The organism is Psychrobium sp. 1_MG-2023 (assembly GCF_030689115.1).
Lineage (GTDB): Bacteria > Pseudomonadota > Gammaproteobacteria > Enterobacterales > Psychrobiaceae > Psychrobium.
The window spans coordinates 25,650-39,282 of sequence record NZ_JAUYVJ010000016.1 but is presented as its reverse complement, the minus strand read 5'-3'; the positions used below and the strand labels follow the sequence as shown (position 1 = coordinate 39,282).

The following is a 13,633-nucleotide window of genomic DNA, read 5'->3' as shown; positions in this document are numbered from 1 at the left end:
CTGAGCATTAACTTCATCGCTTGATTACTTTTCCAAAGTTTGACTCAAAACCGCAACAACGAGTTGCTCAAAATTCAAACCTGCTTGCTTCGCTGCTTTTGGTACTAAACTTGTTTCAGTCATTCCCGGCACAGTATTGACCTCTAATAAATACCATTGACCTTGCTCATCACGCATAAAGTCGACACGCCCCCATCCTCGAGCATTAACGGCTTTAAAGGCTTTAAGTGCAATATTTAACAACTCCTGTTCATCGCTCTGTGCTAAACCACATGGGCAATGATACTGCGTGTCATTAGATTGATATTTTGCTTGATAGTCATAAAAGTCATGTGGTGTCGTCATGTGAATGGCAGGTAAGGCTTTTTCACCTAAAATAGCGACCGTGTATTCACCACCTTCAATCCACTGTTCTAACAATACTTCACTATCAAATTCAATAGCATCTGTTATCGCTTGCTCTAAATCTTTCGCACTAGAAACCTTAGCCATACCAATGCTTGAGCCTTCGTTTGATGGCTTTACCATCACTGTCCCGCCTAATGAATCTAGAACGGTTTGATAATCTGTGACAGGATGTTCAGCATCTACCACCACAAACTTTGCCGTTGGCATTCCTAACGCTGTCCACACTTGCTTAGTCTTAATTTTATCCATTGCTAGTGCAGCGCCTAATACGCCAGAGCCTGTGTAAGGCATATTTAAAAGTTCTAGCGCCCCTTGAATGGTGCCATCTTCACCACCTCGGCCGTGCAAAACATTAAAGACACGATCAAAACCTTGGCATTGTAATTGTGACAACTGCTGTTCTTTAGGGTCAAAAGCATGCGCATCTATGCCCTGAGCTAATAAGCTCTTTAATACAGCTTGCCCTGACATTAACGACACATCACGCTCAGCACTGGTGCCGCCAAACATTACTGCAACTTTGCCAAAATCACTCATTACTTCATTCCTGCTTGATTCATTTTTTCAATATTTAATTCAAATCCAGCTAATTCTTTAGCCAACACACCAACGTTGCCTGCCCCTTGAGTCATTACAAGGTCTCCATTGGCCATCAATTGGGCTAAACGAGCTGGTAATACATCAATACCCGGGACATAAATTGGCTCAAGATTACTTTGCGCTCGAATACTACGACATAATGCGCGGCTGTCAGCACCGACAATCGGTTCTTCACCAGCACTATAAACTTCAAGTAAAAGCAGCTCATCAACTTGTGATAGTACTTCAACAAAGTCCTCGTAAAGATCGCGAGTACGCGTGTAGCGGTGTGGTTGATAGATCATCACTAAACGTTTATCTGGCCACCCTTGACGTGCCGCTTTAATCGTCGCTAGCACTTCACTTGGGTGATGACCATAATCATCAACTAGCATCACCTCACCATTACCACTATCAAACGTGCCTAACTGTTCGAATCGACGACCTATGCCTTCAAATTGTGTTAGGGCATTAATGATAACATCAAAGCTAATTCCGTCTTCATGAGCCACAGCGATCGCTGCTAATGAATTTAGAACGTTATGACGTCCCGGTAGGTTGAGCTTAACTTCAACCGGAGCTTCATCTTTACAATGTAAAGTAAATTGACAGCTATTGGCATGCTGCGAGAAATTCGAGGCACGAATGTCTGCATCATCACTAAAGCCGTAAGTAATCACTTGACGCCCAATACGCGGAATTAACGCTCTAACTACAGGATCATCAACACAAACTACCGCTAAACCGTAAAAAGGTAAATTATGTAAAAACTCGATAAAGGTATCTTCAAGCTTACTAAAATCACCTTGATAGGTGTCCATATGATCCGCTTCAATGTTAGTAACCACAGAAACCATCGGCTGTAAGTGTAAGAAAGAGGCATCACTTTCGTCAGCTTCAGCGATTAAGTAATTACTTGAACCCAACTTGGCATTAGTCCCAGAGCTATTTAATAAACCACCGATCACATATGTTGGGTCAAGGTCCGCTTGGGCAAAAATACTCGCAATTAAACTGGTTGTTGTCGTTTTTCCATGTGTACCAGCAACGGCAACACCATGTCTAAAACGCATCAACTCAGCCAGCATTTGCGCACGCTGCACAATAGGAATTCGCAACGCTTTTGCAGCAATGATTTCAGGGTTTGACTCATCAATTGCAGTGGAAACCACAACTACGCTAGCGCCTTCAACTTGCTCGCCTTTGTGCCCTAAATATACCGTTGCGCCAAGCGTAGTTAAACGCTCGGTCACTCGATTAACCGATTGGTCTGAACCAGTGATGACATAGCCTTCATTAGCCAATACTTCAGCAATGCCACCCATACCCGCGCCACCAATACCTATAAAGTGGATACGGTTAACACGACGCATTTCAGGCACTCGCATTCTTAATTGTGTTAGCTTTTCACTGGTTATCTTAGTCATTAATTACTGCTCTACTCTTTCAACTTCGGTTAATCTAAAATTCTTCTCTAAGCGTTGTGCCAATGCGTGGTAATCATCACCCGCTAACTTGGCACACATTAAAGCCACCTGTTCGGTCGCATCGAGCTTAGCAACGCCCTTGCTCGCCCGAGACATCAAAATTAACTGCTCAGGTGATAAAATCTGTTGTATTTGCTGGGCCAATGACTCAGCAGTCATTTCGCTTTGGGGCAATAGTTTAGCGGCCCCAACTTGTGTTAATGCTTGGGCGTTCTTAGTTTGATGATCATCGACAGCGTATGGCAGGGGTACAAAGATCGCAGGCAATCCCAACACAGCAATTTCAGATACGGTAAGAGCACCGGCCCGACACACAACAAGGTCAGCCCATTGATATGCGTCTGCCATGTCATCGATGAAATCACTTACTTGAATATGTTCAATACCTTGATATGCATCTTTAAGTACTTGACTATTTCCTTTACCCGCTTGATGGCGAATATGAATGTTCAACTCGCTTAAATGTTGGCATGCCTGTGGCATTGTTTCATTAAGCACTTTCGCGCCTAGACTGCCACCCACCACTAAAACATTAAATTGTGACTTAGCTACATCAACTTGCTTGCTCTGAGCACCAAGACTGATAATGTCTGCGCGGACAGGATTACCAACCACATGCGGACTCGCTTCAGCCAGTGCGCCATCAAATGCAACCATGACCGCATCAGCCATTTTGGCTAAATAGCGGTTTGTCATACCAGCAATGGCATTTTGTTCATGTAACACTAACGGTAATTGACATAATTTAGCCGCTATTCCACCCGGGCCACTTGCAAAACCACCCATACCTAAAACTACATCAGGTTGATATTCCTTTATCACCGCTCGAGCTTGCCAGACCGAACGTAATAACTTAAATGGTGCTTTAATTAAGCGGACAATACCATTACCTCGCACCCCCTCAACATCGATAAACGAAATGTCGATATTGTGTTGCGGTACCAGTTGCGCTTCCATCCGTGTTGCACAGCCAAGCCAGTGTATTTCCCAGCCTTGTTCACGTAATAAGTTCACCACAGCAAGTCCAGGGAATACATGTCCACCCGTTCCACCAGCCATCACTAACAATCGTTTACTCATTAGCTCACCCCTCGCTGAGTCGCTTGGACACAAGCTAAACGCCGTTCATGATCAACTCTTAATAAAATAACAACGGCCAAGGTCATGACCCACAAACTACTGCCACCATAACTAACTAATGGTAACGTAAGTCCTTTGGTTGGCAGTACACCACTCGCCGCACCAGTATTAACGGCGGCTTGAAAGCTCAGCCAAATACCAATAGCTAAAGCTAAATAACCCGAGAAAAAATGTTCCGTCTTTAATGCTTGTGCGCCAATATGCAACGCCCTCAGAGCAAGTGTTAGTTGTAATAATAAAAGGGCAATTACACCAAATAATCCTAACTCTTCAGCCCAAATCGCAAAAATAAAGTCGGTATGGGCTTCAGGTAAGTATTCTAATTTTTGAATTGAATTTCCCAAGCCTTGACCAAACCAATCACCACGACCAAACGCCATCAGAGATTGCGTTAACTGGTAACCATCACCAAAAGGGTCTTGCCAAGGGTCTAAAAATGAAGTGACACGAGCCATCCGATACGGCTCGTAAATAACTAAAGCCACAGCAGCAAGGGAGCCCGTTATCAACAAACCAATAAAGTCGCGTATTTTCGCACCTGCTAAAAACAATAAGCCTACTGTCGTTATAAACATCACAACAATGGTCCCTAAATCAGGCTGTAACAGGATCAATACAGCAAGAATACCAAACACGATTAATGGTTTTACAAACCCCTTAGATCGCTCAGTAACTTCAGTATGACGACGAACAATATAACTTGATAAGTAACAAAAGAATGTCAGCTTAGCAATTTCAGACACTTGAATATTAATCGGGCCCGCTGATAACCAGCGCGTACTACCATTAACGGTTTTACCCACAACTAACACCGCTACTAATGCCAATATTGAGATAATTAAGATGTGTGCATTGTATTGTTGCCACTTTTCGATTGGGATTTGCAGACCAAAAATCATAATCAGTGTACAACCCAATAAGTAGACAACATGGCGTTGCACAAAGTGAAATGGGTTTTCAGTGAGGCGCTGGCCTTCAGGCATTGATGCTGACGCAACAATAATAAAGCCAATAAATAATAATGTGATAGCCAAAACAAACAAAAAGCGATCATATAACACAGTATGCTTAGGCTTTTTATTCGCTCTAAACTCTGTCCAAATTGCGCTAAAAGAGGCAGGGAATAAATTCATTGATTTAGCTGACATCTAACCCCTCCACTGCATCAATAAAGTGCTGCCCACGCTCCATGTAATTTTTAAACATATCGATACTGGCACTTGCAGGAGAAAGTAACACTACATCTCCAGCCTTAGCTAATTCATTAGCTGTAGCGACAGCGTGTTCTAAACTGTCACTAATTAATGCATTAGGGAATAAATCAACAAACAACTGACGATCACGACCAATGACAATTAAATGATCAACCTGAGTATTAAAAGGGGCAACTAATGGGGTTAAATCACCACCTTTAGTATCACCACCTGCGATAACAATAAGCTGACCATCTAACTGGGTTAACCCCGTTAATGCTGCAAGTGTCGCACCGACATTAGTTGCTTTTGAGTCGTTGAGCCAGCGTACATCAAACTTGTTTGACACTAATTCACAGCGATGGGCTAATCCAGTAAATTGACGTAAGGTATCAAGCATTGCAGAACGGTTTAAGCCAACTTGTTGTCCAAGTGCCAACGCAGCCAGTGCATTCAACTGATTATGCAAACCAATCATCGCCAGCTCATCGCAGCCAATCAGACGAGTTTCACCTTGATACAAAGCATTATCATCGATGCCATATTCATTATCCAAAGCAGGCTTAGTCACACCAAATGACACTATGTTCAGGTGCGATGTCTTAGTTAGTTGATCGTCACGGTTAACCACAGCGCAAGCGCAATGATGATAAATACGCTGTTTTGCCTGAGCGTAATCATCAAGGCCATCATATCTATCCATATGATCGTCACTGATGTTAAGTACTGTCGCACCAGCAAGTTCTAATTGGTATGTCGTTTCTAACTGAAAACTTGATAATTCTAAAACAAATAATTCAATTGACGAATCATTAACAACATCAAGTACAGGCACACCAATATTACCAATAGCAACGGCCTTCACTCCGGCATTATTTGCCATTTCAGTCAGTAGACTCGTTACCGTCGTTTTACCATTAGAACCAGTAATGCCAATTACTGGAGCCTTAACAAAGTGTGCAAATAGCTCGACATCCCCCCACACTAAGACACCTGCCGCCATTGCGTGTTCAAACACAGCCTGCTGCACGGTGATGCCAGGACTGACTAATAGTAAGTCAAAACTTGTTAACTCGCACTGCTCCAACGCCCCAAGTTTAATGTCAAGATCAGGGAACTGCTGCTGAAGCTCAATGGTATCAAGCTGCTCTCTGGTATCAATTAACGTTGGCGACACACCTTGTCCAAGTAAAAAATTTACGCACGAACGCCCAGTTAAGCCTAAACCTATCACTGCAACTTTATTAATTTGACGTCCGTTAAGTTCCATTTAATTACCTAATTTTCAGCGTTGCTAAGCCGACAAGCACTAATACTAACGAGATAATCCAAAAGCGTACAATCACACGTGGTTCAGGCCAGCCTTTTAGCTCATAGTGGTGATGAATTGGGGCCATTCTGAAAATACGTTGACCACGTAATTTATAACTACCCACTTGCAAGATCACTGATAACGTCTCCATTACAAAGACGCCACCCATGATCACTAATAAAATTTCCTGGCGTACTAATACAGCCACAATACCTAAACAAGCACCTAAAGCTAACGAACCAACATCGCCCATGAATACTTGTGCTGGGTACGTGTTAAACCATAAAAAGCCTAAGCCTGCACCGAAAATCGCTAAACAAAATACGGTTAATTCACTCGCTAGAGGTAAATGAGGTAGGTTTAAGTAAGCTGAGAAATTAACATTACCCGTAATATAAGCAATTAACCCTAGTGCACCAGCAACCATAATTGTTGGTACAATTGCTAAACCATCTAAGCCATCGGTGAGATTGACCGCGTTACTCGCCCCCACTAAGGTGAAGTAAACTAAAGCGATATACATCAAGCCTAATTGCGGTAACACATCTTTAAAAAACGGCACAACCAGCATGGTTTCTTCGGGTTGTGAGGTATTAAAATACAAAAAGAAAGCCACAAATAAAGCGATTGCTGATTGCCAGAAATACTTCCAACGCGCAATTAGGCCGTCAGAATCTTTACGGATCACCTTACGGTAATCGTCAACAAAGCCAACGGCACCAAAACCAAGCAAAACAAAAAGCACTATTAATACGTAATGGTTACTTAAATCTGCCCACAGTAGCGTACTTAATGCGATGGCACCTAAAATAAGGATACCGCCCATAGTTGGGGTACCTGATTTACTCAAGTGTGATTGAGGGCCATCATCGCGAACTGTTTGACCAATCTGCATGTTTTGTAGATATCGAATAAGCTTAGGGCCTGCCCATAGCGAGAACATTAACGCGGTTAAGGCTGCCAAAATGCTGCGAAAAGTTAAATATGAGAATATATTAAACCCAGAAATGTATTGAGTGAGAAACTCAGCTAACCACACTAACATTAGCACTCACCTTCTGAAAATTGACTTGAAATAAATTGCACTACACTTTCCATTTTTGTACTTCTCGACCCTTTAGCCAGAAGCGTAATATTATCGTTATTATGTTGTTTTATTTTTTCGGCAACAGCGCTATCTAACGCTTGTTTATCTGTAAAATGATGATGTTCACCACTATAATCTGTGCCGTAGTGTTGGCTTAACTCACCAAACGTTAGCAACAGATCGATATTATGTTGCTCTATAACTGGGCCTAATGACTGATGAGAAGCAACCGCATACTCACCTAACTCTCCCATTTCACCTAACACTAAGATGCGATAGCCTTGATAACTACCAAGTAATTGTATCGCAGCAGTTATTGATGTTGCATTAGCATTATAAGTATCATCAATAACGGTCAATAATGGATTAACCTTCAATACATTTAATCGACCACCGACTTCCCTCATATTAGCCAACCCAAGAGCAATATCAGCTAAGCTAGCACCTACAGCTATCGCAGCAGCGGCCGAGGCCAGTGCATTTGACACATTATGAATGCCAGGTAACGCTAAAGAAATCCGTTGCTGTTGCCCCAGTGCATGTAAAGTAAAACTAGCCTTTCCTTGTGTATCTAATAAAACATCACTTGGGTAGAACACATCGTCTTCAAGAGACGCATCTGGTTCTTCCCCTAAAAAGCGCGAGATTTTACGCTGTTGATTAGCTAATAGCCAGCCCTTGGCGTAATCACTAGAAAAATCAAAAATTGCCGTGCCATCGCTCGCTAGATGATTATAAATTTCACTCTTCGCAATCACGACGCCTTCAATACCCCCAAAGCCTTCTAAGTGGGCAGCACCAATGTTTGTTATCATTGCGACATCAGGTTCAACTAAACTACTGGTGTAATCTATTTCCCCGATGTGATTAGCGCCTAATTCAATCACTGCATATTGTTCATCACCTGTAAGTCTTAATAATGTCAAAGGCGCACCAATGTCATTATTAAAGTTTCCCGCAGTCGCTAACACTTTGCCACGGCAACTTAAAATGGAAAACAACATCTCTTTAACCGTAGTTTTACCGCAACTGCCAGTAATTGCGATTTTCTTAGCACTGCTTAGCTGACAAACAAGTTTTGCTAATTGGCCCAGTGCAACACGGGTATCCTCAACCACTAATTGCGGCACATCAACCTGTTGTTGCTGACTGACAATGAGCGCACCAGCGCCTTGAGTGACCACTTGGTCGATAAACTGGTGAGCATCAAAGTTGTCACCATATAATGCAATAAAACAATCGCCTGATTTAACTTGGCGCGAGTCGGTAGTCACCTGCGTGATCTCAACATCCTCGCCAAAGTGTTGCCATCCTAATGTTTCTGCTATGTACGATAGCTTAACCGGGATCATATATATGCCTTTACTAATTCATTAGCTAACGCTCGCTCATCATAGCTGATGCGCTGGCCATTTATTAACTGATAATCTTCATGCCCTTTACCCGCAAGTAGTACGATATCTTCACTACCAGCAGCATGAACCGCTTGTGATACCGCCCTAACTCGGTCGTATTCAACGACAATAGCATCGCGTTGCTGAATGCCAGCCAACACATGAGAAAAAATAATTTCAGGGGATTCAGAGCGAGAGTTATCTTGAGTAATATAAACCTTGTCGGCATACTGCTCTGCCGCCCTGGCCATCAAAGGTCGCTTAGTTTGATCGCGATCACCTCCACAACCAAACACGACAACAAGTTGACCTTGGCAATGAACGCGCAAAGCTAGTAATGCTTTTTCTAAGGCGTCTGGTGTGTGTGCATAATCAACCACGACACTTGGTGATTTCGCTTGATGGAATACCTCCATTCTCCCAGCAACTGCCGACAGCTTAGGAGCAATCACTAAAAGCTTATCTAACGAAAACTCTAACAAACATAAAACATTCAACGCAGTTAATAAATTATCAAGGTTAAACGCCCCTAATAATTGACTATTTAATTGCCCTTGACCAAAACTCGATTGAATGTCAGCTTTAATACCGTGATTAGAATAAACCACGTTTGTCGCTTCTAAGTAACTACTTTGATCTGTTTGTCCTTGATTAAACAAGCTCAGTTCAACCGCATTATCCCACTGTGCCAGCCACTCAGTTACAATGGTTTCATTGGCATTAAGCGCTGCTTTATCGGTATAGTTCGCCGAGAATAATTGTTGCTTAGCTTTGGCATAACTGGCCATGTCACCATGAAAATCTAGGTGGTCTTGTGTTAAATTGGTAAATGCTGTGGCATCAAAATGTAGCGCACTGACACGGCCAAGCTCTAAACCATGTGAAGAGACTTCCATGACCACATAATCGGCACCACCATCTCGAGCGCTAGCCAAATGAGCGATTAAGTCGATAGGGTTTAGTGTCGTATTCGGGCTATCAGCTAAGTGGCCATTAAAGCCATTCCCTAATGTGCCCATGCTATAAGGTTTATGACCCAATAACTCTAACCACTGGCTAATCAATTGCGTGACAGTCGTTTTACCATTGGTTCCAGTAACCCCAATTAGCTTTAATTGACGCTGAGGGTGATCATAAAAGCGACTAGCAATCTCTGATAATAGATGACTTAAGTGCGTCACATGAATTATCGCAATCCCCTCGCGGTAGCTAATATTAATGATTTCAGCGTCTTTGTTATCATCACTTTGAGCTTCACTTAAGACAGCACTAGCTCCTAAATCTATTGCTTTATCAATATATAAGCGGCCGTCAGTTTGTGCACCATTAAGGGCGACAAATAAGCTTCCAGCGGATACTTGGCGCGAATCTAAAGTAATCGCATTAACACTGATACCATTAAGCTCTGCGGCATAGTTTGTTACGGTGTCGAGCGCTAATAAATTAATTAATGATTTATTGTTCATAAAGTCTCCCTTCAATACTTCTGTGTTCAGGGCTACTTAACCTTGCTAATTTCATTGGTACTGTAACGGTTTTACTTGGTGCGACATTAAGCAACTGCAATGCACCCGTAGTGACCTTGGCGAACACAGGCGCTGCCACATCACCACCATAATATTTATCACCTTTGGGCTCATTAATAATCACAATAGTTACTAAGCGTGGATTATCTATCGGTGCAATACCGGCAAAAGACACAACATAATCATCACCATAACCACCAGCAACGGCTTTACGCGCGGTGCCCGTTTTACCTGCGACGCGATAACCACCAATACGCGCCTTAAGCGCTGTCCCACCTGCTTTGGTTACCCCTTCCATCATTTGTAACATTGCTTGAGCGATTTCAGGCGAAACCACTTGCTCGCCTTGCGGCGCTTTATCAAGCTTTAAGATTGAAATAGGGTTTAATTTCCCGTCATTGGCAATCACGGAATAAGCTCGCGCTAATTGTAATGGTGTAACTGCCATACCATAGCCAAAAGATAAGGTTGCTAGCTCAAAATCAGACCAACGGCGACGCTCACGTAATACTCCCGGACTTTCCACTGGCAAAGTCACGTTTGTATGTGAGCCAAAACCCATTGCATAGAAGCTAGTTAAGAATTGTTCTTTAGGGACCGACAAGGCAAGTTTACTGATACCCACGTTAGACGATTTTGCAATAATTGTCGCTATATCGACTTTACCGAGATTTCTTGGGTCACGAATACGATTTGCTCCAAGACGATACCAGCCAGGGCTAGTATTGATCATAGAATCCACTTTGTATTCACCAAAATCTAGCGCTGTCATTGCCGCCAACGGCTTGATCGTCGAACCCGGTTCAAAGGTATCAGTGATGGCTCGATTACGTAATTTATACGCGTTCATGGTGCGGCGATTATTTGGGTTATACGATGGAGTGTTAACCATCGCCAGTATTTCACCCGTTTTAACATCCAGCACCACCACTGAACCCGAAGTGGCGCGATGATATTCTGTTGCCGTTTTTAACTCTTTATAAGCAATTGCTTGAATACGTTGATCGATACTGATCACCACATCATTAGCATGCTCGCCCTCTTCCACTGTACTAAGGCGTTCAACGACCATTCCATCACGTGATTTACGAACTTTCCGCTTGGTTGGCTCCCCTGTGAGCCACTCATCAAAGCTACGTTCGATGCCGTTTTTTCCTTCATCGTCGATATTTGTGTATCCGACCACATGAGCTGTAATTTCACCTGTCGGATAGTAGCGACGCGATGACGGCTTGAGAAAAATACCGGGAATCTTCAATTGTTTAATATAATCAGCCTGAGCAGGAGACACTTGTCTTTTAAGGTAAACAAAACGACGGTTAGGATTTTTAACAGCAGATAACAACTTTTCCACCGGACGATCAAGTACATCAGCTAATGCCTGCCAACGCCTTTTATCAACCAAACCATTTTTCTCATGAACAATCTTAGGGTCACTCCATACAATCTGAACCGGCACACTCACAGCCAAAGCCGTACCGTGTCGGTCAACAATGTTGCCTCGATGCGACTGTGACACAATAGTACGCTCGGAGCGCCTGTCACCCTGATTTTTAAGATTTTCAGATTCAATCACTTGTAAGAAAGCAGCGCGAGAGGCAATAGCAACAAAAACAGCAATGATCACCACAACGACAAGGTAAAGTCGCCAGGTTATAACCTTTGGTTTTTTATTTACTTTCGCTTGTTTACTCATTGTGAGTGCACCGCTATTTCTTTTTCAGTTTTAGGTCGATTCATACCCAGCTTATCCATGGCTAGTTGCTCAATCCTGCTATGTTCAGCTAACGCCATCTCTTCAAGCAATAGATGCCTAGCTTCAAGCTTTAATTGATCTCGTTGTTGATGAAGCTCTTCCCAGTGGCCAATCAACATTCTGTTTTGATGAGCGCTATAAACAACGGCTAGGGCTGAAAACAAGACGGCTAGTACTAATAGTACTAGCCAGAAGTGGGACATTAAGTCACTCCATATCACCTTGCTTAAATTTATTTGCCGTGGTTCGCTCATCGCATCCTCTATAATCGCTGAGCGATTCTTAACACCGAACTTCGGGAACGTGGATTTTGTTCTATTTCAGCTTTAGAGGGCTTAATCGCTTTACCTATAGCTTTATAAGTGCGTGACTTATTCAATTCCTCTTCGGTAACCGGTAAGCCAAATGGCACCTCTTCACCTTTAGATTGTTTACGAATAAAACGCTTAACAATGCGATCCTCAAGTGAATGGAAACTAATAACCGATAATCGACCACCTGATTTCAGTACATCAATAGAGGCCAATAATGCCTGCTCAACTTCTTCAAGCTCACTGTTGATATAAATTCTAATCGCCTGAAATACACGAGTAGCTGGATGCTTATTTTTATCTTTAACAGGTACAACACGTGCAATAAAATCAGCTAACTGCTTAGTTGTTTCAAAAGGCGTCTCAGCACGGTCTTTAACAATGGCGCGGGCGATGTGAACCGCCCAGTTTTCTTCACCAAAATTTTTAAATACCCAACTTAATTCGTCAACTTCTGCTTGAGCAATCCACTCGGCAGCACTACGACCCGACGTAGGGTCCATTCGCATGTCTAACGGCCCTTCTCGCATGAAGCTAAAACCACGTTCAGCATCATCCAGTTGCGGTGAAGACACCCCGAGATCCATCAACACACCGTCGATTTGTCCTGTTAGCCCCAGTTCCTCGACATAATTAGCTAAACCAGAAAATGGCCCAGGGATAATTTTAAAGCGAGTATCTTCTTGTTCTAATTCTTTTGCTACAGCAATGGCTGTTGGGTCACGGTCGATAGCGTACAAACGACCATTTTCACCCAGTTGCGATAATAACTTGCGAGAATGACCACCACGGCCAAAAGTAGCATCGATATACACGCCATCAGGTTGCAAAGATAACCCTTCAAGTGCTTCATCTAATAGCACTGTGATATGAGAAAATTGTTGAGTCATAATTTAAAGAGCCAATTCCTTTAAGCGAGTTGATGAACTGAAATCCGTTGCTCGAGCTAACGCTAAGTCAGCTTCTCGTTGCGCGAGCCACTGCGATTCATCCCACAATTCAAATTTGTTTACGTGACCAATTAACATTAATTTTTTTTCTAATCCCGCATGTTGACGTAATGGTGCCGGTAATAACACTCGGCCGTTTTTATCCATATCACAATCATTCGCGTTACCTAAAATAAGGCGTTTAATTGCAGCTTCTCCGGCATCAAAGTCGGAAAGCCCCATCAGCTTGCGTTCAATAACTTGCCACTGTTCGAGTGGATAAAGCATTAAACAACTGCGACTTATATCGATTGTAACCACTAACTTACTTTCACCTTCCACCGTCACTAAATCACGATAGCCCGTAGGCATCGTAAAGCGACCTTTTGCGTCGAGGTTGATAGCAGCCGTGCCACGTAACATACGATATAAAGTTCCCTAGTTAATCCTTAAGATCCACTTTGTGACACTTTCTGCCACAAAAAGTAATTCTAGGGTTTAGGTCAACTAT

12 protein-coding genes are annotated in these 13,633 nt (G+C 42.8%); all 12 read right to left on the bottom strand.

The window, feature by feature from the left end:
* Positions 1-24: 24 nt before the first annotated feature.
* Genes Q8W26_RS09920 through mraZ form a run of 12 tightly spaced genes read right to left on the bottom strand, consistent with a single transcriptional unit; the run spans position 25 to position 13,545 of the window.
* Complete coding sequence (locus tag Q8W26_RS09920; RefSeq protein ID WP_101213729.1) at positions 25-945, bottom strand: D-alanine--D-alanine ligase; 921 nt, start codon at positions 943-945, stop codon at positions 25-27.
* On the bottom strand, positions 945-2,414 hold the full coding sequence (murC, locus tag Q8W26_RS09915; RefSeq protein ID WP_101213728.1) for a UDP-N-acetylmuramate--L-alanine ligase: 1,470 nt from the start codon (positions 2,412-2,414) through the stop codon (positions 945-947). The genes Q8W26_RS09920 and murC overlap by 1 nt, the downstream gene beginning before the upstream one ends.
* Before the next feature lie 3 nt (positions 2,415-2,417).
* Positions 2,418-3,554: an undecaprenyldiphospho-muramoylpentapeptide beta-N-acetylglucosaminyltransferase gene (gene murG / locus Q8W26_RS09910; RefSeq protein WP_101213727.1), complete on the bottom strand. Its 1,137-nt coding sequence runs from the start codon at positions 3,552-3,554 to the stop codon at positions 2,418-2,420.
* Positions 3,554-4,762, bottom strand: a complete 1,209-nt coding sequence (gene ftsW / locus Q8W26_RS09905; RefSeq protein WP_101213726.1) for a cell division protein FtsW — start codon at positions 4,760-4,762, stop codon at positions 3,554-3,556. The genes murG and ftsW overlap by 1 nt, the downstream gene beginning before the upstream one ends.
* The gene (murD, locus tag Q8W26_RS09900; protein WP_101213725.1) at positions 4,752-6,077 is read right to left on the bottom strand and encodes a UDP-N-acetylmuramoyl-L-alanine--D-glutamate ligase; all 1,326 of its coding nucleotides are present in this window, start codon (positions 6,075-6,077) and stop codon (positions 4,752-4,754) included. The genes ftsW and murD overlap by 11 nt, the downstream gene beginning before the upstream one ends.
* A 4-nt stretch (positions 6,078-6,081) precedes the next feature.
* Positions 6,082-7,164: a phospho-N-acetylmuramoyl-pentapeptide-transferase gene (mraY, locus tag Q8W26_RS09895; protein ID WP_101213724.1), complete on the bottom strand. Its 1,083-nt coding sequence runs from the start codon at positions 7,162-7,164 to the stop codon at positions 6,082-6,084.
* Positions 7,164-8,558: a UDP-N-acetylmuramoyl-tripeptide--D-alanyl-D-alanine ligase gene (murF, locus tag Q8W26_RS09890; protein ID WP_101213723.1), complete on the bottom strand. Its 1,395-nt coding sequence runs from the start codon at positions 8,556-8,558 to the stop codon at positions 7,164-7,166. Before murF ends, mraY begins: the two co-directional genes overlap by 1 nt.
* A complete protein-coding gene (murE, locus tag Q8W26_RS09885) occupies positions 8,555-10,066 on the bottom strand; it encodes a UDP-N-acetylmuramoyl-L-alanyl-D-glutamate--2,6-diaminopimelate ligase (RefSeq protein WP_101213722.1) in 1,512 nt (503 codons plus the stop codon). Before murE ends, murF begins: the two co-directional genes overlap by 4 nt.
* Positions 10,056-11,822 (bottom strand): penicillin-binding protein 2, encoded by a 1,767-nt coding sequence (locus Q8W26_RS09880; protein WP_101213721.1) that lies wholly within the window; start codon positions 11,820-11,822, stop codon positions 10,056-10,058. The genes murE and Q8W26_RS09880 overlap by 11 nt, the downstream gene beginning before the upstream one ends.
* Positions 11,819-12,136, bottom strand: coding sequence for a cell division protein FtsL (ftsL, locus tag Q8W26_RS09875; RefSeq protein ID WP_101213720.1), 318 nt, complete (start codon positions 12,134-12,136; stop codon positions 11,819-11,821). The genes Q8W26_RS09880 and ftsL overlap by 4 nt, the downstream gene beginning before the upstream one ends.
* Before the next feature lie 8 nt (positions 12,137-12,144).
* Entirely contained in the window at positions 12,145-13,083 is a 939-nt protein-coding gene (gene rsmH, locus Q8W26_RS09870; protein WP_101213719.1) for a 16S rRNA (cytosine(1402)-N(4))-methyltransferase RsmH, read from the bottom strand.
* Positions 13,084-13,086: 3 nt separating this feature from the next.
* Positions 13,087-13,545, bottom strand: a complete 459-nt coding sequence (gene mraZ / locus Q8W26_RS09865) for a division/cell wall cluster transcriptional repressor MraZ (RefSeq protein WP_101213718.1) — start codon at positions 13,543-13,545, stop codon at positions 13,087-13,089.
* Between the last annotated feature and the right edge of the window lie 88 nt (positions 13,546-13,633).